Below are 23,762 nucleotides of genomic sequence, written 5' to 3'. Positions count from 1 at the left end.
ATAAGACTTGCAGAAAGAATACAAAAGCGACTTTCCAGAAGGAATGAATTAACTGTTATCCAGTTTATATGAATAATTTAGGAGTAGAAGCTGAATTATTGCTTTGCTTTTTGATTGGCGGCTTTTGTGTTGGGGAACTGGAACCAGCTTTTTTGGATTTTTTCGGTTTCTTCTTATTCTCGACTGTTTCATTCGTTTCTTGGTCAGCTTTTGGCTCATCAGCATCTGGGAGGTCCTTCAATCCTCTGTACAGTTTCCACATTGAAGGCAAATTACGGACGATAGGGCCGTATTGCTGGATCATCGGTCCGAATTGCTGTGCGGTGTTAAGAACTTTTTGCGTGTTGGAGAGAAAACCATTCAGTGCAGATGGATCAGCGAGGGTCTTCAGGATTCCTCCGCCTGAGCTGGCTCCTCGTGCCGGACCACTTCCGCTTCCGGATATTAAACCCGAGATACCATTTCCCTGGCCTCTGCTGCCTTTTCCTAGGATCTTTGAAAGCAATCCTCCACCTTGTCTTGATTGCGAATTTCTTCCCATCATTCGAGGCATTTGTCCCTGCGGCATCCTGGGCCCAGGACCAAATTGATTTGGATACATCTGCCGCTGCCCCATGAAGGGACCTCCCATCATGCCAGGACCATAAAACCGATTTTGCATCCCGCGTGAATTCATACGGGGTCCTTGTAGCATCGTGACCCCTCCTTTCCCATTATTTCATCTCCTATTAGAGTATGCATATTATCAGAATTGGTTTTAAAAAAGTATGTTTGCGAAACAGGTTTGTTTTTTTATAAGGAAAGGTTAAGATAGTACTGATTGGAGATTTTCTGCAATCTTTATTATAATTACAGGATGAACCTGAAGAGATCAGCTTACGGAACGAGCTGTAATCCCTGATTATCCAGGGAACAGGGCGAAAGAAGGAGATTTTCAATGAGTGAAACAAAATTTAATCGTTATGAATTGAAACCGTTCATTATAGATGCGATCAATAAACTAGGGTTTTATGAGCCAACGGAAATCCAGGAACGTCTTATTCCTACAATCCTGAAGGGTGAGAGTGCCATCGGGCAATCCCAGACCGGTACAGGAAAGACGCATGCCTATGTACTGCCAATTATGGATAAGCTTGATTCATCACGCAATGAGGTACAGGCAGTAATCGCTGCACCGACACGTGAGCTTGCCAATCAGATTTACCATGAAGTCCTTAAGATTGCTGAACACGCTCCACAGGGAGAGCAGATCACAGCTCGTTGCTATATTGGCGGGACGGACAAGCAAAGAACGATCGAGAAGCTAAAGACACAGCCGCAAATTGTCATTGGCACTCCAGGAAGAATTAACGACCTGGTCAAGGAAAATGCGCTATTTGTGCATACGGCGAACATGCTCGTAATTGATGAGGCGGATTTAATGCTGGATATGGGATTCATCGAGGATATTGACCAGTTTGCATCCCGTATGCCAGAGAAGCTGCAAATGCTTGTATTTTCAGCAACGATTCCTGAAAAATTAAAACCATTCTTGAAAAAGTACATGGAAAACCCAAAATATGTACAAATCGATCCTAAACAGGCTACTGCAGAGAAGATTGAACATATTCTTCTGCCTGCAAGGCATCGTGATAAAATCGGGCTTGTTCATTCAGCGCTTCTAGCGTTCAATCCATATCTGGGGATTGTATTTGCTAATACAAAGAAAAAAGCAGATGAAATTGCCGATGGTTTGATCCAAAAAGGAATGAAGGTTGGCCGTATCCATGGAGACCTGAGCCCACGCGAACGTAAGCGCGTCATGAAGCAGATCAAAGATCTTGAGTTTCAGTATCTTGTAGCTACTGACCTGGCTGCAAGAGGAATCGATATTCAAGGAATCAGTCATGTCATCAACTATGAGCTGCCTACGGACCTTGATTTCTATATCCACAGGGTAGGAAGGACAGCACGTGCTGGTTCATCAGGAGTTGCCTTGACGGTTTATGAGCAGAGTGATGAAGATGCACTGGTTCGTCTTGAAAAGATGGGCATCTCTTTTAAAAATATCGATTTGAAAAAAGGTGAATTCACCGAAATCGAAGAGCGTAACAGACGCCAGAACAGAAAGAAGAAAGAAACCACTGGCGAAGCGAAGGCAAAGTCGCTCGTTTCCAAGCCTAAAAAGGTAAAACCAGGCTATAAAAAGAAGATGCAATATGAGATGGATAAAATTAAGAAACGGGAAAACCGTATACAAAAGAGAAATAAATAAAGGGATTTAGGAGAGATCAAGATGTTAATTGGATCACATGTTTCCATGAGCGGTAAAAATATGCTGCTTTCTGCTAGTGAGGAAGCTGTCTCATATGGTGCAAATACTTTTATGATCTATACGGGGGCACCACAGAATACAAGAAGAAAAAAAATCGAGGACTTGAATATCGAAGCAGGCCGCCTTCATATGGAGCAGAATGGAATCAATGAAATCGTCGTCCATGCTCCATATATCATCAATATCGGGAACACGCAAAATCCTGACACCTTTGATTTAGGGGTAAGGTTTTTGAGGAGTGAAATTGATAGGACAGAAGCGATTGGATCCAGGCAAATCGTTCTGCATCCTGGTGCGCATGTAGGTGCAGGAACTGAAAAAGGGATTGAAAAAATCATTGAGGGCTTGAACGAGGTTCTAAGCAGCGAAGATAAAGTCCAAATCGCTCTTGAAACGATGGCTGGAAAAGGTTCGGAGTGCGGAAAATCCTTCGAAGAACTTGCGATGATCATCGATGGAGTAACCCATAATGACAAGCTTTCTATCTGCTTCGATACTTGCCATACACATGATGCAGGATACCCAATCGTTGAAGATTTTGATGGAGTGCTGAATGAATTCGATAAGATCATCGGTCTTGATAGACTGAAGGTACTTCACATCAATGACAGTAAAAATGAGGTCGGGATGAGGAAGGACCGTCATGAGAATATAGGGTTCGGGCATATCGGCTTTAACGCATTAAGCTACATTGTCCACCATCCGCAATTGACACATGTTCCTAAAATTCTCGAGACACCATTTGTCGGTGAGGACAAGAACAATAAAAAGGCGCCTTACAAATATGAAATCGAAATGCTGAAAAGCAAACAATTTGAAGAGAACTTGCTTGATATCATTAGGAATGGCTAAAAAAAAGCTGTGGGTTTAGTTCCACAGCTTTTTTTGCGGGTTAAAATAGGACCGGTTATGAGTGACCACTAGGTGGAATGATAGTTACAGGCATGGCGGACAGAAATAGCCGGAAAAGAGGAAAGAATGTCCGTCAAAAGGGTCATGACGGACAGAAATAGGCGGGAAAGAGGAAAAAGTGTCCGTAATAAGGGTCGTGACGGACAGAAATAGCCGAGAGAGAGGAGAAAGTGTCCGTCATAAGGGTCGTGACGGACAGAAATAGCCGGGAAAGAGGAAAAAGTGTCCGTCAAGAGAGTCATGACGGACAGAAATAGGCGGGAAAAAGAAAAAAGTGTCCGTCATAGGAATCATGACGGACATATCTCTTATTTTGTGAATTTAACAAACAACTTATTAACTTCTTTTGCTGTTTCAGGGCTGGTGATTCTGGCAATTTGTTTAATCAGGGCGGTTCTCTCTGAATCAATAAAGATGTTCACTTTTTTGCCTTTTAAGTATCCGGCGATTTTCTCTGCTTGTGGCCTGGTAATGGAGATGTTGAATTGCTTTGCATACTTCAGCAGTTCATCAGCCGTAATGTTGCCTATTTTGTGATTAATTATGTTTTCAAAAATAGCCAAAGATCATCACTCCTTCATAGTAGGGTATGTGCCTATTAAAGGATTCGTGACAATTTTCTTGGATTACGAGTTCTTTTATTTACATTATCGTCATTAAGAGATATACTACTAAAGGTAAATCGGAATGATTCTTATTTTTCGGGTGATAAAAATGGACTCAAATAATTACATCGTCCAGGTACAGGATCTTTATTATCGATATGATAAAGAGAATGTTCTTGAAAATATAAATCTGTCTATTCAAAAAGGAAGCTTTTTAGCGATTGTCGGCCCCAATGGTTCGGGCAAGTCGACATTGCTTAAGCTAATGCTTGGACTGATCAAGCCGCAGCAAGGCTCCATCTCTTTGTTTGGACATGATATTAGCAAGTTTAAGGATCAGCATAAAATCGGCTTCGTCTCTCAAAAGGCTAATTCTTTTAATACGGGCTTCCCTGCTACTGTTTTTGAGGTAGTGGCTAGCGGATTGACGAAGAAGCTGGGTCTTTTCAACTTTTTAAAGAAAAGTGACCATGCAGAAATCAAGCAGGCCATCGAGTCGGTTGGGATGGAGAAATTCCTGGACAGGAATATTGGCGAACTATCTGGCGGCCAGCAGCAGCGGGTGTTTATCGCGAGGGCGCTTGTAAGTGAGCCCGAATTGCTGATCTTGGATGAACCAACGGTAGGTGTAGACGTTCAGAACGTCAACTCTTTTTATGGAATGCTCGAAACACTCAATAAAGAGAAAGGAATCACCTTGCTATTGGTAACTCACGATATTGGCACGATTTCAGAAAAGGTCACAAACGTTGCCTGCTTGAATAAAAACATGCATTTCCATGGAAGTGCCGAGGAATTTGAACAGATGAAGATCAATGATGTTTCAGAGATTTACGGCCATGATGTCCATGTCCTGACACATGATCATCACCATCACGGAGGAGGGCACCTTCATGATTAGCGGACTGATGCAATATGAATTTTTGCAGAATGCTTTTTTGACCGGAATGATCATCGGGGTGATTGCTCCGCTTCTTGGAGTTTTTATCGTAGTCAGAAGACTTTCACTTATAGCTGATGCCCTCAGCCATGTCACTTTGGCAGGCATCGCGGCAAGTCTGCTGCTCGAAAAAAAATTCATGATGTTCAGTGGTGTGAACCCGCTATATATGGGTATGGCTTTCTCTGTAGGAGGCTCATTGTTCATTGAAAAGCTTCGGACTGTGTATAAACATTATCAGGAATTGGCGATCCCAATTATCCTTTCTGGCGGAATCGGGCTCGGGGTCATTTTTATCTCGCTTGCTGATGGATTCAATACTGATTTGTTCAGTTATTTATTCGGCAGCGTTAGTGCGGTGAGCAGGGCTGACCTATGGACGATCCTGATTATTAGCATACTTGTTATAGCACTTGTAGTATTGTTGTATAAAGAACTTTTCCTTTTATCATTTGATGAAGAATATGCAAGAGCAACTGGTATTGCCGCTAAGACGCTCCACTTTATTTTCATCATTATGGTGGCATTGGTGATTGCCGCATCGATGAGGATCGTTGGCATCCTGCTTGTCTCATCGCTGATGACCCTGCCAGTTGCGGCAAGCATCCGTTTCGCAAAAGGTTTCAAGCAAACCATCTTCTTCTCCATCTTATTTGGTGAAGTATCGGTACTAGGCGGTTTGTTCCTGTCCTACTACCTTGACCTTGCTCCAGGCGGAACGATTGTAATGATTGCAGTTCTCATCCTTGTGCTGGCCATTTGGCTAAAAAAACGCGCGGCTACAAGATCCATCTAACGGGGTGATATCATGAATGTGAACGAAGCAATGGACCTGTTGAAGGAACAGGGGTATAAGCATACTGGTAAAAGGGAAGATATGCTCCAGTTGTTTTCCGATAATGACAAATATTTGACTGCTCGCGATGTCCTGGAACAAATGAAGGGAAATTATCCTGGCTTGAGCTTTGATACCATCTACCGGAATTTAAGCGTGTTTGCTGAACTAGGTATCCTGGAAATGACAGAGTTGTCAGGTGAAAAGCATTTCCGATTCACCTGCTCACATAAAGAGCATCATCACCACTTTATTTGCCTTGACTGTGGCAAAACGAAGGAAATTGAGACCTGTCCAATGAGGAATATTGAAGCAAGCTTCAAAGGCTATGATATTTCCGGGCATAAATTCGAAATATACGGTCGCTGCCCTGACTGTGTTCAATAGTAAAAGATATAAAATAAATCCCGATAAAAACAAAAAAAAACGGCCATCCAATTGGCCGTTTTTAACTATTTTTAAACCAGTTTTCTACCCATTCATTTGCTTCCTGCCAGTTATTTACCCGGATGACTCCTTCAGGAATCGGTTCCTGATTGTAAGGAGTATTGAAAAGGATGACCGGAATCCTTAGCTCTTCATGCAGGTTGACTGCATTATCGTGTTTATCCTCGAAAAATATATCCACTTCGTATTTACGTGCAGCCTCGATTTTATCGTGTGAGCCGATCAGATGGATGTCATGATACCTAAGTTCGTTGGCAGAAAACCATTCTTTGGTCAGATCTAGTAAATGTGTTCCCCTTGCACTGATGAAAAATAATTCGTGCTGTTTCTCCCAGCTCTTTAAAATTTCCTTAGCTCCTTCTGCTAAAGGGGAGTTGGAATAAATTACTGGCTCCATTTTTTTGAACCAGGCTGCGAACTCTCTTTCAGTTACAGATACAAGCGGCATAAAATCATATTGCTTAATATCATCCAGTGTAATATTCAAATCGAACCCTTCATTTAAATAAGGTACAAATGTAGTCGGACAAGTGACTGTACCATCGATGTCTATGCCTAAACGTTTTTTCATCAATCTGCTCCTTAAACATTGATCTTTATTTAATCTTACCAAATATGGAAGGCACGCAAAAGATTTACTTTCTCAAGTTAGTCAAACATTGCCATGATGAAATCCTCATTACTCGTAAACAATAATAAATGCTCCACTTAAGAAAGCGAGGGATTAAAGTGGCAGACCAAGAGCGAAAACAGATAGGTACCGAATATATCACTGAACCTAAGCAGGATGTCATCACTATAAGGGATGCGCGTGATGAAATATACCAGGAAGAAACAGCAACTGAAGTGTACTCTCCTGCACGTGATGAGCACTACCAGGAAATGACTGCAATCGCAGGACCTGAACGTGAGGAACATTATCAGGAAATGACTGCAATCGCTGGACCTGGACGTGATGAGAACTACCAGGAGATGACTGCGATCGCCCGACCTGAACGTAAGGAACAGTATCAGGAAGAAACTGCGGCGGAGATTGCTGCTCCTGCACCACCTGCAATTGCAAGAAGGTCAGAAGAAGAAAGTACAACTGGAGGACGAGGGCTTGCTTTATCAGCTCTTGCCCTATCGATCTTGTCGCTGTTTATTTTACCTGTTCTTTTCGGAGCTGCTGGGATTGTCCTTGGCTTCATGGCCCGCAGAAGAGGATCCGCTATCGGAAGCTGGGCAATTGGAATAGGGACAATCTCAATTCTAGTCGGCATCTTTATATTGCCGTTCTTCTGACGGTGACATAAGATTGCCAACAAAAAATGCCCGGGATTGATTTCCCGGGCATTTTGATTGTTATTGCTGAAGAGCAGCTTCGCGAATCTTTTCTTCAGCAATTTTATCGATTTCTTTCTTAAGTTCCTCTACCATTGTTTCCTCTGGCACTTTGCGGACAATCTCTCCTTTTCTGAAAAGGAGTCCTTCCCCTCTCGCCCCTGCAATGCCGATATCAGCTTCTCGTGCTTCACCAGGGCCGTTAACAGCACATCCAAGGACAGCAACCTTGATTGGCGCCTTAATCTTTGAAATGTACTCTTCTACCTCATTGGCAATGCTGATCAAATCGATTTCGATTCGTCCGCAAGTTGGACAAGAGATTAATGTCGCAGCATTTGCTGCAAGGCCGAATGATTTTAACAATTCTCTCGCAACTTTTACTTCCTCAACTGGATCAGCGCTTAATGATACCCTGACAGTGTTTCCGATTCCCTTACTAAGAATCGCTCCAAGGCCAGCTGCACTTTTGACAGTACCTGCAAATAAAGTCCCTGATTCCGTGATTCCTAGATGAAGCGGATAATCAAAAGCTTTCGCAGCTTTTTCGTAAGCCTCAATCGCCAGGTTAACATCAGAAGCCTTCATCGAAACGATGATATTATGGAAATCAAGGTCTTCAAGGATTTTGATGTGGTGCAGAGCACTCTCTACCATGCCATCTGCTGTAGGATAGCCATATTTTTCAAGGATACGTCTTTCAAGAGAACCCGCATTTACGCCGATTCTAATCGGGATCCCGCGCTCTTTTGCAGCTTTTACAACAGCCTCTACCTTTTCACGTTTGCCGATATTACCAGGATTGATCCTGATTTTGTCAGCACCGCCTTCAATTGCTTTAAGCGCTAAGCGGTAATCAAAATGGATATCAACAACAAGTGGTATGTTTATTCTTTTTTTGATTTCTGAAATAGCATTTGCCGCTCTCTCATCCGGACAAGCAACACGGACAACCTGGCAGCCTGCTTCTTCAAGCCGCTTGATTTCAGCGACAGTCGCTTCGACATCATGCGTCTTGGTTGTTGTCATACTCTGGATGACAACTTCATTGTTGCCACCAATGGTTAAATTCCCAACCTTAATTGGACGGGTTTTGGTACGATGTATAATTTCACTCAACAGTGATTCGCTCCTTTGAAAAATGGAATTCATGAATATGTTCCTAAAGTTGCATAACCCCATTTTATCAATCTTTTGTTCAAATTGACAAGGAAAGACTTCAATTGTTAGCCTTTGCTAATTTTGGCTGCTGTAGTCCGGGAATTTATAAACGTTTCCGAATTTGATTTTTTGCGGATCTGTCCCATCGTTCAATTTTTTAAAATCTTCAACTGCTTGTGAGACAGGTACGCCCAATGGTTTGTCCATATAACTGTCAATTACTGATAGCACAGTATCACCAGGCAGTACTTCGTGTTCAAAAAAAGGTATTTCTTGTGTGGTTTGTGTTTCTGCCTTTTCCATCTCTACCATTTCCATTTTCGATATTTCGGGATCCTGCATTTTCGCTGCTGGAAGTGTTCCTATGCTCAAATCATTGTAGACTGCGTATGCTACTATCAAGAAAACCAATAAGCCTGCTAGTTTTTTCATAGGACCCTCCTCCTTTAACGCTTATATCATTATTTATGCAGCTGAAATATAAATAAGAACAATTTTGATAGATAAAATAGAAGTTTTTAAAGAATTTTTAAAACAGCTTGTTTCGATTTGAGAGAATGTATTTGTTTATGAAAGTGAATAATGGGGCAGAAAAAGAGAAAACCATATATTAAGGCGTGAAAACAAAAAAAATACGCCAGAGGCGGCGTATTCTTAACTTTCGGCAGGTTTCTTGCCTTGCAGTTCTTTAATAGCTAACAGAAGTATCATAGAAGCAACAAACCAATTAACAGAGAAACTGAAGGGCACTTCTGTTTTTAATAATGCCATGATCGTGAAAAATATAGTAGGGAGTGTCGTGCTATATGCTGCCATTCTCCATAAGTGTCTGTATTGAAGCTTTCTCCCTGCGAGATTTTTCAATAGAAGGCCAAAGAACGCTAATAGAGAAACCTCGATGAACTTCATTCCGCTGGAAAAAACATAGATGACAATAAAAAGGATTCCCAGCAAAACAGGGAGCGAGGATTCAGCCGTATTGATGAGAGAAATAATGTCATCCTTTGTCATTGATTCAGTTGTGAAAAGGGAGTAGGGAACTGCATTAGTTTCGCCGCCAGCAGCGAGCACAATCTCCTTTTGAAGCATTGCAACGTTTGCATCCATGCCAGCCAGTTCACTTTCATCGATAGCACCGGTAGGGTCAAAAATTAATGTGAAACTCCCATTTTTAATTGTTAACGGTGCGTTAATGTCTGACTGCAGTACTCCCTCTTGAATTGTAAAAGAAGGTAAATCATTGTTGATGGATTGCTTGACCGATCCAACAGCTTCTGAAATCCCAACAAACATATAATAGACTATAGGCAAAATGGATATTAGGGTCAGCATGAAGACAAATAAAATGGTTTTGCCTATTCCCTGATATCGCGTGTCAGCAATTACCTTTGGAGAATATATGCTTTTTGCTAATTGTGTGAAAATACTCATGAATACACGTCCTTTGATAGAGTTACACTCACTATTTTAGCTTTTCACATAGTTAAATAACAACCTTTTCACCTCCGCTTTGTAACATTTTTGTAACATAACGAAGAAATGTTAAGGTATTGTAAATTCGAAGCGAAAATAGTTTACTTTTCATTAATATTTCCTTCATAATAAGCTGTGTTTGTAGATGTTTGTCGAAATAAATCTAGGGGTTGAAAAAATGGAATTGAATTTACAAGAAATGCTGTTTGAGTTCTTTGGTGGACTTGGTATCTTCTTATACGGCATTAAATTCATGGGTGATGGTTTACAGAAGTCAGCCGGGGATAGATTGCGTGATGTTCTTGACCGCTTTACGACTAACCCGATCATGGGTGTTCTAGCTGGTCTGATTGTAACTGTATTAGTCCAGAGTAGTTCAGCAACCACAGTTATTACGGTTGGATTAGTAAGTGCCGGGTTCATGACGCTGCGCCAGGCAATTGGGGTTATTATGGGTGCTAACATCGGTACCACGATTACTGCGTTTATCATCGGTATTGATGTTGGTGAATATGCTTTGCCAATTATTGCAGTTGGTTCTATTCTATTATTTTTCTTTAAAAGTAAAAAGGTACATAATATCGGACAAATCGTATTCGGATTTGGTGCCTTGTTTTACGGACTCGAATTGATGAGTGGTGGAATGAAGCCGCTTCGTAGCCTCGAATCCTTCCATGAATTGACAGTAGAGCTTAGCTCAAATCCTTTCCTGGGGGTTGTTATCGGTACAGTCTTCACGGTTATCGTCCAAAGTTCAAGTGCGACGATTGGTATTCTGCAAGGCTTGCATGCCGAGAATCTGATTAACCTTAATGGTGCCCTTCCGGTATTATTTGGAGATAATGTTGGTACAACCATTACCGCAGTTCTTGCAGCGATTGGCACTTCTATAGCTGCCAAAAGAGCTGCAGCAACACATGTATTATTCAACTTAATAGGAACCACTTTATTTTTAATATTGTTAAAACCTTTTACTGCTTTAATTGAAATCATCAGGGATAATCTTTCGCTTAATCCTGAAATGACAATTGCATTTGCCCACGGGATTTTCAACACGACTAATACACTGATCCAGCTGCCTTTTGTAGCAGTACTGGCATTGATTGTGACAAAGTTGATTCCTGGCGAGGATTCTATTGTCGAGTATAAGGCTCAGCACCTTGATCCGGTATTCATCGAGCAATCACCTTCGATTGCGCTGGGACAGGCGAAGGAAGAAGTCCTGCGCATGGGTAAGTTTGCCCTTAAGGGACTTGAAGAAACAAATGAATTCCTTAAAACGAAAAATACAAAGCATTCTTCTAATGCATACCAGTTAGAGGAAGCAATTAATAATCTTGACCGCAAAATTACGGATTATCTAGTCGACCTCGCAACTAGCTCTTTATCAGAGCATGAATCTGAAGAACACAGCATGCTGATCGATACAGTCCGGGATATTGAAAGAATCGGGGACCACTTCGAAAATATCGTTGAACTAATCGAGTATCAGCAGGCGAATAAAGTTAAGATGACCGATACGGCTATGGAAGACCTGGAAGTCATGTTCAACCTGACTGTAAGTACTGTTGAAGAAGCGCTTCAGGCATTGGACCAGAAGAACCCTGATACAGCCAGAGCAGTAGTCACAAAAGAGGATGAGATTGACAGAATGGAACGAACGCTTAGAAAGCAGCATATCCTTCGCATGAACGAAGGACAGTGTACTGGACAGGCAGGAATCGTGTTCGTTGACATCATCAGTAACCTTGAGCGAATCGGCGACCATGCAGTAAACATCGCTGAGTACGTTTTGGGAGAACAGAAATAGTGGTAAAATAAGCAAAGGGAAACCTTTGCTTATTTTTTTATTTTACAATCAAAAAGGATGGATTGAATGGAAGCAGTTTATTGGATAATCATTGGTGTGTTATTCGTTGGAGCTTATGCAAGTTTGGTGGTGCCAATCTTGCCTGGCGTACTTTTAATGTTGGGCGGTTTTATACTTTACGGCTTGTTTTTTTCATTTGAGCCTTTTAACTGGTTATTTTGGTCTGTTCAGGGGCTGTTCGTTGCACTGCTGTTTGGGGCTGATTATATTGCCAACATCATTGGTGTCAAAAAATATGGCGGTAGCAAGGCGGGGATGTGGGGAAGTACAATCGGTTTGTTGATCGGGCCTTTTGTAATCCCGATCGTTGGTATCCTGGTCGGGCCATTTTTAGGAGCAGCACTGGCTGAACTGCTGGTTAATAAGAAGAATTTGAATGAAGCGATTAAGGTCGGCTTCGGTTCTGTAGTAGGTTTTGTCAGCAGTGTGGTGACAAAAGGAATTATCATGACCATCATGCTCGTTTATTTCTTCATATTAGTATAAAAAAATCGTGCTGATGCAGCACGATTTTTTACCTTAAAGATATTTATATAGATTAGATTTAAGAGAATTCACAAATGTACCCTTATGCTGAGTTCACTCCTAACATAAGGGTATATTTTAATGATTTACAATTTTTTAGTTAAGCCCGCAAATTTCAAATGAACAATTCTGGCAATCGACTTCTTCCTTTAAATACGCCAGGTTCTTTACCGTGAACTTAAGCTGATCATAAGCGATGACGTCTTTCTCTCGTAATTCCTTCAGCATTCTTTGGATAACTTCACGTGTTCCGTATGTTAGATTCGCCAACTCCTGGTGGGTGAGGGGCAGATCGATCAGGATGCCTTCATCTGTCATCACGCCATAACTATTACACAGCCTGATCAAAATGGAGTACAAACCGCCTTTCTTCCCGTTCATGATAAGGTCCTGACATTTCATCTGTGCTTTAAGGTATCTGGTACTGAGCCAGTTAACCATCGCGTTCATAGCAGTTTTATCGTTCATAATGAATTCCTCGAACTGCTCTCTTTTGATCATGAGAATTTCACATTCTGTAAGAGTCTTAGCTGAAAAGTGATAACGCGGATTATGCTTGAACAGTTCATATTCAATAATCATTTCTTCACCATTCAAGATTTTTAGGATGAATTCCTTTCCTTTCATATGGACACGGCCAACAGAAACACTTCCACTGAGGATAACATAAACATTCTGAACGTTTTCATCTTCCTGGAATAGCATTGTATCCGGCTTGATTTTTTGAATGGTTTCCCGATCAATGAAGTTTTGCAAAATTAAGCTATATAATGATATATTTTTGTCCATCAAGGTCGTCTCCTTATTAAGCCTTTCTATACTATTGATTTAAAAGAATTGTTGTTACTGTGTCAACGGTGTTTTGGTAATAAATGGAATGGTTATATTTATAGATGCGACATATATCGTTGACAGGACTGCATTTGAGCAATATTGACGATTTTCTGAAACTTTATCAATGGGATTCATTTCTGTTATTTATAAACTGACTTGACAGACTGGCACAACAGAATTCTGTTTCAATTTTCATTAATAATAGTGCCACTGAAAATAAAATGTATATAATGTCGAAGAAAAGGGGATTTTAAACTCGTTATATAAAAGCATTTTATTTGAAACGATTACCGTTCTTTGGTAATCTAAACTAGAAGCACTTTTAGAACAATTCTAATAACAGAATTATGTAAAAGATTTTGTTCTGGGAGTGAAACACGATACATAGGAGGATGTTAAAAATGGCATTTGAATTACCACAATTACCTTATGCATATGATGCGCTTGAGCCACATATCGACAAAGAAACAATGAATATTCACCACACTAAGCACCACAATACTTATGTAACTAACCTTAACAATGCTTTGGAAGGTAACGAAGAGCTTCTTTCTAAAACTGTTGAAGAAGTAGTTGCTAACCTTGATGCAGTGCCAGAAGCAGCACGCACTGCAGTTCGCAACAATGGCGGCGGACATGCCAACCACTCTTTATTCTGGCAAGTTATCTCTCCAAACGGAGGCGGCGAGCCTACTGGCGAACTAGCAGAAGCAATTAACTCTAAGTTTGGCGGCTTCGAAGGCTTCAAAGAAGAGTTCTCTAAGGCAGCAACTACTCGTTTCGGCTCAGGCTGGGCTTGGCTTGTTGTTAACAATGGCGAGCTTGAAGTTACTAGCACTCCAAACCAGGACTCTCCATTAATGGAAGGTAAGACTCCAATTCTTGGACTTGATGTTTGGGAGCATGCATACTACCTGAACTATCAAAACAGAAGACCAGAATACATTGGTGCATTCTGGAACGTAGTTAACTGGGAAGAAGTTAGCAAGCGCTTCGCTTCTGCAAAATAATTGACTGATCACAAGAGGGGCTGCAATTGATTGCAGTCTCTCTTTTTTATTTGTACTCCTTTATCCTTCAAAGACCCTCGGGAAAAACTGAATAACCCCCTTAACTTTGTTAGAAACTACCCTAGAGAAAAGGGGAGTCGATCATGAGCAAAGTAAACAAATTATTAGGAGACATTGAATTGACAAAGGATTTAGCGCTCCTTTTGATTATTGGGGGATTGTACTCATTGAGCATTGCCCTTTCGAATACCTTTGTTAACATTTATTTATGGAAGCAATCTGGTGAACTTGCCGATCTGGCAATGTATAATTTATCGATTGTCATTGCGCAGCCACTTACATTCATTCTTGCGGGAAGATGGGCAAAAAAAGTCGACAGGGTTATTGTCCTTCGAATCGGTGTAATCTTTCTGGCTTTGTTTTATGTAACGGTTTTGCTTGTAGGAACGAAAGCTTCAAATTTTTTACTGTTACTAGGTGTGTTGTTAGGAATAGGCTATGGTTTTTATTGGCTTGCCTACAATGTTCTCACTTTTGAAATCACTGAACCGGAAACGCGTGATTTCTTTAATGGCTTTCTGGGCATCCTTGGTTCAGTCGGTGGAATGATAGGTCCTGTAGCTGCAGGGTTTATTATTTCCCGGCTTGAAAAACTGACTGGCTATACGGTAGTATTTGGACTTTCATTAGGTCTTTTTTCAATAGCAGTGTTGCTAAGTTTCTTCCTGAAACGGAGGCCTGCCCATGGAAAGTACTGGTTTCAGCGTATTATCGCTGAAAGAAAGCATGACAAAAATTGGCGCATGGTAACAAATGCCCATTTTTTTCAAGGTCTTAGAGAAGGGGTATTTGTTTTCATCGTTTCGGTATTTGTATTTATAGCTACAGACAGTGAAATGGCATTGGGTACCTATGGTCTGATCAATTCAGGGATTTCTTTTCTTGCCTACTATTTTGTTTCAAGAATGCTGAAAAAGAAATATCGAAAAAAAGCGATTCTGGTGGGCGGAATTATTCTTTTCATAGCGATATTCCTGATTGTTTTCCAGGTCAGCTATTTCCGTCTGTTGTTATATGCGGCTCTGATTGCAGTCGCTTATCCATTGCTTCTCGTTCCGTATGCATCAATGACTTATGATGTGATTGGACGTGGCTGGAAAGCTGCTGAAATGAGAATCGAATATATAGTAGTCCGCGAATTATTTTTGAATCTTGGCCGTATTGCTTCGATTGTGTTATTTCTGGTTTCAACCCATATGTTCAATGAAGAACAGGCAATCCCCATCCTGCTTGTCATCCTTGGGAGCGGACATACATTGATTTACTTTTTTATCAGGAAAATTCATCTGAAAGCCCCAGCATGACCGGGATGATCCCCGGTCTTTTTCCTATAATCCAATACGATTGGAAAATATTTCTGAGCTAGTTTATTAATAGAAAAAAACGGCCACTTTCGATAAAATAAAAGATAGTGCATAATCATGGACATACAGACTGAAGAGGTGGGAGAGGCTTGAATAAGAAGAAAAAGAAGAAGACGCATGTGCCATTCAGGCTGAATATGTTGTTTTTTGCGGTTTTTGTTTTGTTTTCAATGCTAATTTTAAGACTTGGCATTGTTCAAATTGTTTACGGTGAGGATTTTAAAAGGGAAATAGAACGAACTGAAGACGTTACCGTGAACAATCCTGTTCCGAGAGGGAAAATGTACGACCGGAACATGAAAACGATTGTCGATAATACACCCAGTAAGGCTATAACATATACAAAGAGCCAGAGCACTGAGACAAAAGAGATGCTTATGATCGCAGAAAGGCTCGCAAAACTGATATCAAAGGATTCAGAAGAGGATTTAAAGAAAGTCAGGGAACGGGACAAAAAGGATTATTGGATTTTAACAAATGAAGAGCGAGCGAGAGAAAAAATTACAGAAAAAGAATGGTCACAGTATGATGAAAAAAAGCTGGATGATAAAGCCCTTTATAATCTCCAGCTGGATCGCATCACTGAAAAAGAGCTCAATGAATTAACGGACGAGGATCTTGAAGTACTCGCTATTTTACGTGAGATGATGAGCGGATACGCATTATCGCCTCAAATCGTTAAAAAAGAGGTAACACCGGAGGAATTTGCTATTGTCAGTGAGAACCTCGAAATGCTGCCGGGTGTCGATACAACGACTGACTGGGAGCGGAAATATTCTTATGACAAAACGCTTCGTTCAATTCTAGGAAAAGTAAGTGATTCCGAAAAGGGTCTTCCGAAAGAAAAGCTTGAGTATTATCTTGCTCGCGGCTACAGCCGGAACGACAGAGTCGGCTTAAGTTACATTGAACAGCAATATGAAGATGTCCTTCACGGCCAGAAAGCAAAAGTTAAAAACATTACCGATAAGGGCGGAAACGTCCTGGACACAAAGGTAATTACTGATGGACAGCGTGGCAAGGACCTTGTGCTGACAATCGACATGGATCTTCAGCTTGCTGTAGAAAAAATAATTGAAGAAGAATTGGCGAAGGCAAAGCAGCAGCCAAGAACAGGACTGCTGGACAGGGCATTTGTTGTGTTAATGGACCCTAACACAGGAGAAGTGTTGTCGCTAGCCGGAAAGCAGATCGTTAAGGATGAAGAAACAGGAAAAACGGTCATGCAGGATTTTGCAAGCGGGAACTTTACAACTTCATATAATGTCGGGTCTGCTGTTAAAGGAGCAACAATTTTAACAGGATTCAATACCGGAGCAATCAGCCCTGGTACTCAGTTTTATGATACACCGATTAAGATAAAAGGCACGAATCCGAAAAAATCCTGGAAAGCAGGATTAGGTACTCTTGATGATCGCAATGCCCTGAAGGTGTCATCTAACGTCTACATGTTCAGGACTGCAATAAATATTGGTAAAGGTAATTATAAGTATGATCAGCCGTTGTATCTTGAGCCACAAGCTTTTGATACGATGAGAAACTATTTCAGTCAATTTGGCCTTGGTACAAGGACAGGCATCGACTTGCCAAACGAGATGGTCGGATTCAAGGGAACAGAAAAAAGGCCTGGTCTTTTGCTTGACTTTGCGATTGGACAGTACGATACGTATACGACGCTTCAATTGGCACAATATGTTTCAACAATCGCAAATGGCGGCAACAGGCTTCAGCCAAGGATTGTCAAAGAGGTCAGGGAACCGGTCATGAAGAATAATGAGGTTGGTCCGGTTCTGAATGAATTGGAACCTGTCATACTGAATAAGGTTGACGGCAAACCGGAATGGTTTGACAGAGTCCAGGAAGGTTTTAGGAGGGTTATGCAGGAGAGAGGCGGTACAGCTTATGGCGCATTTTATACCGCTGATTATAAACCTGCTGGCAAAACGGGTACAGCCCAAGCATTTTACGATGGCCCGAAAAGAAAGAATTATGATAAGCCTCCTGAAGTGATGAACTTGAGCCTGGTGGCTTATGCTCCATATGAAAATCCGGAAATTGCGATGGCTGTCATGGTTCCCTGGGCATATGAGGGCAATCAGGGACACCATGCAAATAATGACATCGGGCGGAGAGTCCTTGATACGTATTTTGAACTGAAAAAGAAACGCCTTGAGGGAAATATGAATCCTGAACAGCCGATCCAGGAAATTGAAAAGAAAGAAGAAGGAACTGAACTTCTTGAAGAAATTGCTGAAGATATTGAACAATAAACCTGATGAAACTGTCTTTATGAGGCAGTTTTTTCTGTTTTTATGGGTATACTAACGCCAACCGGACAAACTTAATGTATTACCTTTTTTCGACAAGAATACACAAGAATCAACGAATTTACAAAACCTTTACATTCAGTTAAAACAGTCTTAAAAGAAGAACTGTATTCTTGGTCTTGTAGGACATAACAACCACATCTCGTAGGGGGAATTAAGGAATGAAAAGTCTTAAAAAGATGGGCCTATTTTCTATGCTGGCAGCTGTCATGGTATTCGCTGCGGCTTGTGGTGGCGGAGATAACGAAGGTGGAAATGGAGAAGAACTGGAAGGCAGCGTCGTTATTGACGGTTCTGGTACAGTATATCCATTCATGGCACGCATGGCTGAAAACTATATGGGTGAACAAGAAAATGTTTCTGTTGAAGTAAGTCGCTCCGGAACATCAGCGGGTTTCAAAAAATTCCTTGCTGAAGACGGAACTGACTACAATGATGCTTCCCGCCAGATTAAGGATGAGGAAAAAGCAAAAGCAGAGGAACTTGGAATAGAAGTACAAGAAATGAAGGTTGCACTTGACGGTATTACAATCGTCATTAATAAAGATAATGACTGGGCTACGGAGCTTACTGAACAAGAAGTAAAAGATATTTTCCTTGCTAGCGCAGGAAAGAAAAAATGGTCTGATGTCCGCGCTGATTTCCCGAACGAAGAAATCAAAACTTACGGACCTAATGAAAACCACGGAACATACGAATTCATGTTTGAAACTATCCTTGAAGAACAAGATCTTCCAGAAGATATTAATCTTCAGCAAGATTACTCAACTCTAGTGGACCTTGTTTCTAAAGATAAGAATGCAATTGGTTTCTTCGGTTATGGTTATTATGAAAGCAATCAAGACAAGCTTTCTGCAGTAAAAGTGGACTTCGGCAATGGTCCTGTAGAGCCGTCATTGGACACAATCAAAGAAGATGGTGACTATGCTCCTTTCACTCGTCCGGTGTTCACATATCTAAATGTGAATAATGCAAAAGAAAAGCCTCAAGTATTGGACTATGCTATTTACACAATGAACAATGCACAGGATGTTGCGAAAGAGACTGGCTTCGCACCTTTAGCTGAAGAAGATGTAAAAGCTGTTCTTGATACATTGAATAGCCTAAAGAAGTAAAACCAGACACGTGAGGAGATGAGAGGTCCAACCTTCTCATCTTCTTGCGTGTGAATATGTTATGTTATTTTATTTTATTTTATTTTCCCTTGGGTACTATAAGGAAAAGTTCTTCCTTGGATGAGAAGGATGAAAGGGGTTATTCGCGTGGCAAAAAGCGTTGTCCGAAATCACGGCCAAGAGTTGAATGTTCGTGAAATCATACAGGAAAAGAAAAGAACCAAAAGCTTTACTAATACAACTGAAAAATTAATCCCAAAGATTTTATTTGGAATTGCAGCAATCTCAGTTTTTACGACAATTGGAATTGTACTTACATTATTGACCGAAACAATTGCCTTTTTTAAGGCTGTTCCTTTTATAGACTTCTTCACAGGCACTAAATTGAAGCCTCTTGGTGAAAATGCAGTATTTGGTGTATTACCCTTGCTTACAGGTACTCTCATTTCTACTGTAATTGCGATGCTTGTAGCGATTCCGGTTGGACTGATGACAGCGATCTTCCTGAGTGAATATGCTTCGGAGAAGACTCGCAGGTTACTAAAGCCAATCCTTGAAATTTTGGCAGGGATTCCAACCATCGTTTATGGTTTCTTTGCTTTTACTTTTGTAACACCGCTATTGAGATCATTTATTCCTGGTCTTGAGCCGACAAATATATTAAGCCCGGGTATCGTAATGGGAATCATGATCATTCCGATGGTTGCTTCTTTATCGGAAGATGCGATGAGTTCTGTGCCAAACGCCATGAGGGAAGGTGCCTTGGCTCTCGGTGCCACAAAGCTCGAGGTAACATGGAAGGTTGTCATCCCGGCAGCGATTTCAGGAATCATCGCCTCTTTTGTGCTTGGAATATCCAGGGCAATTGGAGAAACGATGATTGTTGCGATTGCCAGCGGCAGTTCAAAGAACTTCACTTTTGACGTTACACAATCGATGCAGACAATGACGGCGTATATTGTTGAAGTAACTGGCGGCGAGGCGGCTGCCGGCACAACCTTATACTATAGTCTTTATGCTGTTGCTATGACATTGTTTGTGTTCACGCTGATCATGAACCTTATCGCTCAGTATATCTCTCGCAAGTTCAGGGAGGAATATTAAGATGAAATATGTAGATACGACTCAAGTTCAGAAAAAAATGGGTTCCAGGTTACTGGCAAACAACCTTGCAAAAGGGTTATTCTTGCTTGCCACACTTTTCGGCCTGGTCGTTTTGGTTGTATTAATCTACCGTGTTTTAAATGATGGATTACCATGGATCAATGTAGATTTCCTGATGAATAGACTATCGACTGACCCTGAAAGAGCCGGAATCTGGGGAGCGATTACCGGAACCCTATGGCTAATGGTTGTAGTTGCTCCTGTAACAATGCTCCTCGGTATCGGTACAGCAATTTATCTCGAAGAATATGCAACTAAAGGCCGCATTTCTTCCTTTATTAAAACGAACATTTCAAACCTGGCCGGGGTTCCATCTGTCGTATTCGGAATCCTTGGTTTGACTGTATTTGCAAGGACACTTGATTTAGGGTCGGTTGTCCTTGCTGGCGGATTGACGATGGCATTGCTCGTACTTCCTGTTGTCGTCGTAGCAAGTCAGGAAGCAATTCGCGCGGTACCTCAATTTTTGCGAGAGGCTTCTTATGGGATGGGCGCTACCAAATGGCAGACAATCAAGAATGTTGTTTTGCCTGCTGCATTGCCAGGGATCCTGACTGGTGTCATCCTTGCTCTATCACGTGCGATCGGGGAAACAGCCCCCCTTGTTGTAATTGGTATTCCGGCATTGTTGATACCTATTCCAGACGGAATTTTTGATAAGTTCACGATTTTGCCAGTGCAAATTTATTATTGGACAATTGACTCTGCTCTTGTAGCTGAATATGCCAATCTGGCAGCAGCAACAATCGTCATTTTGTTACTCGTTTTGTTCGTGATGAACTCAATTGCCATCTTGATTCGTAATAAATTCCAAAAAAGATATTAGTCTGGGAGGGGTAACTTATGTCAGTAGTAACAGATAAGTCGAATGCTTCTGTTAAAGATGCACAGAATTCAGCAAAAGTAGATAACAAAAAGGTTGTATATGAAACAAAGGACCTGAACCTTTGGTATGGTGAAGGCCATGCTTTAAAAAATATCAACCTTGCGATCAATGAAAATGAGGTTACAGCTATCATCGGGCCATCCGGCTGTGGTAAGTCAACTTATATCAAAACGTTGAACCGAATGGTAGAACTTGTCCCGACTGTGAAGATTTCTGGTGAAATTTTATATAGAGGACGAAACATCCTTGAAAAATCGTACCAGGTTGAAGATTTAAGGACAAGTGTCGGGATGGTGTTCCAAAAGCCGAATCCATTCCCTAAATCCATATACGATAATATCGCTTACGGCCCTAAGATTCATGGTATCCGCGATAAAAAGATCCTTGATGAAATTGTCGAAAAGAGTTTAAGAGGTGCTGCCATCTGGGATGATGTAAAAGACCGATTGAACCAGAATGCGTACGGCTTGTCTGGTGGTCAGCAGCAGCGTATCTGTATCGCCCGTGCCCTCGCTATCGAACCCGATGTCATCTTGATGGACGAACCTACATCAGCACTTGACCCGATTTCGACCTTGAAGGTAGAAGAACTGGTCCAGGAATTAAAAAAAGATTATAGTATCATTATTGTTACTCACAACATGCAGCAAGCTGCCCGTATATCTGACAAGACTGCATTCTTCCTGAATGGAGAAGTCATTGAGTTTGCTGAAACTGATAAGATTTTCTCAAATCCATCGGATAAGAGAACAGAGGATTATATTACTGGACGTTTCGGTTGATTGGATTATTTCATTGGAAGGATGATGATATATGGTAGTTAGAGGGAAGTTTGATGAAGACCTGAAGACATTGCACCAAAAGTTGCTGGAACTCGGGAACTTTGCAGTCAATGCGCTTAACCAATCTCTAGAAGCGCTTGAAAAAAAGGATATTGAACTTGCTTTGAAAATTCTTGAGGATGACGCGAACGCTAACCTTCTCGAAGAAGAAATCAATGATTTTGCGATTTTATTGATTGCGAAACAGCAGCCTGTAGCAGTGGATTTAAGAAGGCTGATTGTAGCGATCAAAATTGCGACTGACATTGAGAGAATGGCGGATTTTGCAGTTAACATCGCGAAATCGACGATCAGGATAGGGAAAGAGCCTCTTGTAAAGCCGATCGAGCATATCAAGCAAATGCACCAAATCTCACTTGAAATGCTTAAGCTATCATTAGAAGCGTATAACGAAGAGGACTTGGGGAAAGCAAGACAGGTTGCACAGATGGACGACCAGGTTGACGACCTGTATGGTCAGACAATCAAGGAACTCCTAAGCCTTGCTCAAACGAAGCCCGAACAGCTTGCGCAAATCACACAGCTCTCATTTATCAGTCGTTACCTAGAGCGCTCAGCAGACCATGTAACAAATATTGCCGAAAACGTCTTTTACCTCGTAAAAGGGAAGAGATACGATCTAAATCAATAAACAATTAAGGAGCAGGGGAATCCCTGCTCCTTTTTTAAAATTATTAAAAAGCACAAAGAGAAAAGACCCTCCAGTTAGAGGGTCTTAAATTCATTACCTGTTCTTCGTGATGATTTTAGCGATTTGGTGATAATCCAAACCGCTTTTCAGTTCGTACTTGCCGATTTGTACCTTTGTATGGTAACCCTGATCAATCAGGAATCGCTCAAATTTGGTTTCGTCGTCGATGATCCCCTGACTTTCCAGCATTGTCGCGACATCACCGGGAGACATACCGCTGGCGATGATAAGAGTGAACTTCTTTTCTTCTTTTACTTCTTCTGCTTTTTCAGCAGGAGCTTCTTCTTTTGGTTTTTCTTCTTTCACAACTTCTGCTTTTTTCTCGTTAAGTTTGGCAAACTCGTCGTTGCTAAACACCTTATAGCCTTTTTCTTCGAGAATCTTTTTGGCATCTGAAACGGCAACTTTCTTCTCTGGTTCTTTTTCAGCGATTACGCTGCTGCCCGCCCAGAGGAAAATCGCTGCAAAAATAAGTCCTAATGAGAATGCTTGCGCTGTTCGTTTATTCATACGATCTGTCCTTTATCAACAAATTCATTAATGATTTCCTGGACTTCCTTGTTAGAAAGTGATGATTGCTTTGCAATTTGGTTTATATCCATCCCTTGCTGGGCAAGCGACCATACCTGATTTTTTATGATATCGTGAATTTGGTTTTTGCCAGTATTGAATGAAGTTTGCTTTTCCAGAGTTGTATCATTTACGAGCAATTCTTCCTCTAGTACCTTAAGCTTTTTCTTGATCTGGTATAGATCTTGGATTTGCTGGATTGTCAGCTGGTCGATTTCTTCGCGCAATTCTTTATATGGATCTTTCAAAAAGAAAGAAATTGCGAAAAGAAGCGCGGCCAGGACAAAAAGACTGATGATTATGTAGCCCATCTGTTATTCCTCCCGAGCTGTTATTAGAACACATAGAATTAGTTTAACATTCAAGGTAGGAAAATTCGATTTATATTTTTTTCCTGAAAAAAAATGATAGTTTTGTCTTATTATGATTTCCATTCGCTGTAAAGACTGTCGAATCTCCGCCATATTTGTAATCCTAAAAGACTATTGAAAAAT

The 23,762-nt window shown here is 41.1% G+C and carries 25 protein-coding genes; 16 read left to right on the top strand and 9 right to left on the bottom strand.

The window, feature by feature from the left end; genetic code table 11:
- Positions 1-64: 64 nt before the first annotated feature.
- Entirely contained in the window at positions 65-694 is a 630-nt protein-coding gene (locus tag CD004_RS15660; protein ID WP_233434877.1) for a YqfQ family protein, read from the bottom strand.
- 243 nt (positions 695-937) lie between these two features.
- Here CD004_RS15660 and CD004_RS15655 point away from each other — a divergent pair, with 243 nt between their 5' ends.
- Both CD004_RS15655 and CD004_RS15650 read left to right on the top strand, forming a co-directional pair.
- On the top strand, positions 938-2,254 hold the full coding sequence (locus tag CD004_RS15655; protein WP_102263615.1) for a DEAD/DEAH box helicase: 1,317 nt from the start codon (positions 938-940) through the stop codon (positions 2,252-2,254).
- A 21-nt stretch (positions 2,255-2,275) separates the two neighbouring features.
- A complete protein-coding gene (locus CD004_RS15650; RefSeq protein WP_102263614.1) occupies positions 2,276-3,166 on the top strand; it encodes a deoxyribonuclease IV in 891 nt (296 codons plus the stop codon).
- A 368-nt stretch (positions 3,167-3,534) separates the two neighbouring features.
- On the opposite strand, the gene CD004_RS15645 is transcribed toward CD004_RS15650, so the two are convergent.
- On the bottom strand, positions 3,535-3,789 hold the full coding sequence (locus CD004_RS15645) for a DUF2624 domain-containing protein (protein ID WP_102263613.1): 255 nt from the start codon (positions 3,787-3,789) through the stop codon (positions 3,535-3,537).
- Between the two features lie 151 nt (positions 3,790-3,940).
- Here CD004_RS15645 and CD004_RS15640 point away from each other — a divergent pair, with 151 nt between their 5' ends.
- The 3 genes from CD004_RS15640 to CD004_RS15630 are packed head-to-tail and all read left to right on the top strand — an operon-like array spanning position 3,941 to position 5,993.
- On the top strand, positions 3,941-4,732 hold the full coding sequence (locus CD004_RS15640) for a metal ABC transporter ATP-binding protein (protein ID WP_102263612.1): 792 nt from the start codon (positions 3,941-3,943) through the stop codon (positions 4,730-4,732).
- A complete protein-coding gene (locus tag CD004_RS15635; protein ID WP_102263611.1) occupies positions 4,725-5,567 on the top strand; it encodes a metal ABC transporter permease in 843 nt (280 codons plus the stop codon). The genes CD004_RS15640 and CD004_RS15635 overlap by 8 nt, the downstream gene beginning before the upstream one ends.
- A 12-nt stretch (positions 5,568-5,579) precedes the next feature.
- Complete coding sequence (locus tag CD004_RS15630) at positions 5,580-5,993, top strand: zinc uptake transcriptional repressor Zur (RefSeq protein ID WP_102263610.1); 414 nt, start codon at positions 5,580-5,582, stop codon at positions 5,991-5,993.
- A gap of 61 nt (positions 5,994-6,054) precedes the next feature.
- Here the strand turns inward: CD004_RS15630 and CD004_RS15625 are convergent, their stop codons facing one another.
- Positions 6,055-6,624, bottom strand: a complete 570-nt coding sequence (locus CD004_RS15625) for a 5' nucleotidase, NT5C type (RefSeq protein WP_102263609.1) — start codon at positions 6,622-6,624, stop codon at positions 6,055-6,057.
- A 158-nt stretch (positions 6,625-6,782) separates the two neighbouring features.
- On the opposite strand from CD004_RS15625, the gene CD004_RS24665 reads away from it, so the two are divergent.
- Positions 6,783-7,337 carry a DUF4190 domain-containing protein gene (locus CD004_RS24665; RefSeq protein ID WP_407657625.1) on the top strand — a complete coding sequence of 185 codons (555 nt, stop codon included), beginning with the start codon at positions 6,783-6,785 and terminating at the stop codon, positions 7,335-7,337.
- A gap of 60 nt (positions 7,338-7,397) precedes the next feature.
- On the opposite strand, the gene ispG is transcribed toward CD004_RS24665, so the two are convergent.
- From ispG to CD004_RS15605, 3 genes are all read right to left on the bottom strand, one after another.
- On the bottom strand, positions 7,398-8,486 hold the full coding sequence (gene ispG, locus CD004_RS15615; protein WP_180321305.1) for a flavodoxin-dependent (E)-4-hydroxy-3-methylbut-2-enyl-diphosphate synthase: 1,089 nt from the start codon (positions 8,484-8,486) through the stop codon (positions 7,398-7,400).
- A 126-nt stretch (positions 8,487-8,612) separates the two neighbouring features.
- On the bottom strand, positions 8,613-8,969 hold the full coding sequence (locus CD004_RS15610) for a hypothetical protein (protein ID WP_102263607.1): 357 nt from the start codon (positions 8,967-8,969) through the stop codon (positions 8,613-8,615).
- Between the two features lie 222 nt (positions 8,970-9,191).
- Entirely contained in the window at positions 9,192-9,968 is a 777-nt protein-coding gene (locus CD004_RS15605) for a DUF1189 domain-containing protein (protein ID WP_102263606.1), read from the bottom strand.
- A gap of 220 nt (positions 9,969-10,188) precedes the next feature.
- Here CD004_RS15605 and CD004_RS15600 point away from each other — a divergent pair, with 220 nt between their 5' ends.
- Both CD004_RS15600 and CD004_RS15595 read left to right on the top strand, forming a co-directional pair.
- Positions 10,189-11,820 carry a Na/Pi cotransporter family protein gene (locus CD004_RS15600; RefSeq protein ID WP_102263605.1) on the top strand — a complete coding sequence of 544 codons (1,632 nt, stop codon included), beginning with the start codon at positions 10,189-10,191 and terminating at the stop codon, positions 11,818-11,820.
- Positions 11,821-11,886: 66 nt separating this feature from the next.
- On the top strand, positions 11,887-12,366 hold the full coding sequence (locus tag CD004_RS15595; RefSeq protein ID WP_102263604.1) for a DUF456 domain-containing protein: 480 nt from the start codon (positions 11,887-11,889) through the stop codon (positions 12,364-12,366).
- 135 nt (positions 12,367-12,501) lie between these two features.
- Here the strand turns inward: CD004_RS15595 and CD004_RS15590 are convergent, their stop codons facing one another.
- Positions 12,502-13,194, bottom strand: a complete 693-nt coding sequence (locus CD004_RS15590) for a Crp/Fnr family transcriptional regulator (protein WP_226677299.1) — start codon at positions 13,192-13,194, stop codon at positions 12,502-12,504.
- Between the two features lie 446 nt (positions 13,195-13,640).
- Between CD004_RS15590 and CD004_RS15585 the strand changes: the two genes are divergently transcribed.
- From CD004_RS15585 to phoU, 8 genes are all read left to right on the top strand, one after another.
- A complete protein-coding gene (locus CD004_RS15585; RefSeq protein ID WP_102263602.1) occupies positions 13,641-14,249 on the top strand; it encodes a superoxide dismutase in 609 nt (202 codons plus the stop codon).
- Positions 14,250-14,392: 143 nt separating this feature from the next.
- A complete protein-coding gene (locus tag CD004_RS15580; RefSeq protein WP_102263601.1) occupies positions 14,393-15,613 on the top strand; it encodes an MFS transporter in 1,221 nt (406 codons plus the stop codon).
- Between the two features lie 197 nt (positions 15,614-15,810).
- Positions 15,811-17,943: a peptidoglycan D,D-transpeptidase FtsI family protein gene (locus tag CD004_RS15575; protein ID WP_226677707.1), complete on the top strand. Its 2,133-nt coding sequence runs from the start codon at positions 15,811-15,813 to the stop codon at positions 17,941-17,943.
- A gap of 218 nt (positions 17,944-18,161) precedes the next feature.
- Entirely contained in the window at positions 18,162-19,115 is a 954-nt protein-coding gene (locus CD004_RS15570; protein ID WP_102263599.1) for a PstS family phosphate ABC transporter substrate-binding protein, read from the top strand.
- Positions 19,116-19,244: 129 nt separating this feature from the next.
- Complete coding sequence (gene pstC / locus CD004_RS15565; protein WP_102263598.1) at positions 19,245-20,219, top strand: phosphate ABC transporter permease subunit PstC; 975 nt, start codon at positions 19,245-19,247, stop codon at positions 20,217-20,219.
- Position 20,220: 1 nt separating this feature from the next.
- A complete protein-coding gene (gene pstA / locus CD004_RS15560; protein WP_102263597.1) occupies positions 20,221-21,105 on the top strand; it encodes a phosphate ABC transporter permease PstA in 885 nt (294 codons plus the stop codon).
- A 17-nt stretch (positions 21,106-21,122) separates the two neighbouring features.
- Positions 21,123-21,947 carry a phosphate ABC transporter ATP-binding protein PstB gene (gene pstB / locus CD004_RS15555; RefSeq protein ID WP_102263596.1) on the top strand — a complete coding sequence of 275 codons (825 nt, stop codon included), beginning with the start codon at positions 21,123-21,125 and terminating at the stop codon, positions 21,945-21,947.
- Positions 21,948-21,978: 31 nt separating this feature from the next.
- Complete coding sequence (gene phoU / locus CD004_RS15550; RefSeq protein WP_102263595.1) at positions 21,979-22,638, top strand: phosphate signaling complex protein PhoU; 660 nt, start codon at positions 21,979-21,981, stop codon at positions 22,636-22,638.
- Between the two features lie 93 nt (positions 22,639-22,731).
- Here phoU and CD004_RS23870 read toward each other — a convergent pair whose 3' ends face one another.
- Entirely contained in the window at positions 22,732-23,208 is a 477-nt protein-coding gene (locus tag CD004_RS23870) for a hypothetical protein (RefSeq protein WP_158651573.1), read from the bottom strand.
- Positions 23,205-23,579 carry a hypothetical protein gene (locus CD004_RS15540; protein ID WP_102263594.1) on the bottom strand — a complete coding sequence of 125 codons (375 nt, stop codon included), beginning with the start codon at positions 23,577-23,579 and terminating at the stop codon, positions 23,205-23,207. Before CD004_RS15540 ends, CD004_RS23870 begins: the two co-directional genes overlap by 4 nt.
- Between the last annotated feature and the right edge of the window lie 183 nt (positions 23,580-23,762).

Origin of the sequence: Mesobacillus jeotgali, assembly GCF_002874535.1 — a bacterium.
In the GTDB taxonomy this organism is placed as follows: domain Bacteria; phylum Bacillota; class Bacilli; order Bacillales; family Cytobacillaceae; genus Mesobacillus; species Mesobacillus jeotgali.
Note: the sequence above shows the minus strand (reverse complement) of the source record. Positions and strands in the feature narration are given on the sequence as shown.

Coding starts and splice junctions, on each gene's coding strand:
- CD004_RS15660 (WP_233434877.1), bottom strand. CDS start 694: ATGCTACAAGGACCCCGTATGAATTCACGCGGGATGCAAAATCGGTTT.
- CD004_RS15655 (WP_102263615.1), top strand. CDS start 938: ATGAGTGAAACAAAATTTAATCGTTATGAATTGAAACCGTTCATTATA.
- CD004_RS15650 (WP_102263614.1), top strand. CDS start 2,276: ATGTTAATTGGATCACATGTTTCCATGAGCGGTAAAAATATGCTGCTT.
- CD004_RS15640 (WP_102263612.1), top strand. CDS start 3,941: ATGGACTCAAATAATTACATCGTCCAGGTACAGGATCTTTATTATCGA.
- CD004_RS15635 (WP_102263611.1), top strand. CDS start 4,725: ATGATTAGCGGACTGATGCAATATGAATTTTTGCAGAATGCTTTTTTG.
- CD004_RS15630 (WP_102263610.1), top strand. CDS start 5,580: ATGAATGTGAACGAAGCAATGGACCTGTTGAAGGAACAGGGGTATAAG.
- CD004_RS15625 (WP_102263609.1), bottom strand. CDS start 6,624: ATGAAAAAACGTTTAGGCATAGACATCGATGGTACAGTCACTTGTCCG.
- CD004_RS15610 (WP_102263607.1), bottom strand. CDS start 8,969: ATGAAAAAACTAGCAGGCTTATTGGTTTTCTTGATAGTAGCATACGCA.
- CD004_RS15605 (WP_102263606.1), bottom strand. CDS start 9,968: ATGAGTATTTTCACACAATTAGCAAAAAGCATATATTCTCCAAAGGTA.
- CD004_RS15600 (WP_102263605.1), top strand. CDS start 10,189: ATGGAATTGAATTTACAAGAAATGCTGTTTGAGTTCTTTGGTGGACTT.
- CD004_RS15595 (WP_102263604.1), top strand. CDS start 11,887: ATGGAAGCAGTTTATTGGATAATCATTGGTGTGTTATTCGTTGGAGCT.
- CD004_RS15590 (WP_226677299.1), bottom strand. CDS start 13,194: ATGGACAAAAATATATCATTATATAGCTTAATTTTGCAAAACTTCATT.
- CD004_RS15585 (WP_102263602.1), top strand. CDS start 13,641: ATGGCATTTGAATTACCACAATTACCTTATGCATATGATGCGCTTGAG.
- CD004_RS15580 (WP_102263601.1), top strand. CDS start 14,393: ATGAGCAAAGTAAACAAATTATTAGGAGACATTGAATTGACAAAGGAT.
- CD004_RS15575 (WP_226677707.1), top strand. CDS start 15,811: ATGTTGTTTTTTGCGGTTTTTGTTTTGTTTTCAATGCTAATTTTAAGA.
- CD004_RS15570 (WP_102263599.1), top strand. CDS start 18,162: ATGAAAAGTCTTAAAAAGATGGGCCTATTTTCTATGCTGGCAGCTGTC.
- pstC (WP_102263598.1), top strand. CDS start 19,245: ATGAAAGGGGTTATTCGCGTGGCAAAAAGCGTTGTCCGAAATCACGGC.
- pstA (WP_102263597.1), top strand. CDS start 20,221: ATGAAATATGTAGATACGACTCAAGTTCAGAAAAAAATGGGTTCCAGG.
- pstB (WP_102263596.1), top strand. CDS start 21,123: ATGTCAGTAGTAACAGATAAGTCGAATGCTTCTGTTAAAGATGCACAG.
- phoU (WP_102263595.1), top strand. CDS start 21,979: ATGGTAGTTAGAGGGAAGTTTGATGAAGACCTGAAGACATTGCACCAA.
- CD004_RS23870 (WP_158651573.1), bottom strand. CDS start 23,208: ATGAATAAACGAACAGCGCAAGCATTCTCATTAGGACTTATTTTTGCA.
- CD004_RS15540 (WP_102263594.1), bottom strand. CDS start 23,579: ATGGGCTACATAATCATCAGTCTTTTTGTCCTGGCCGCGCTTCTTTTC.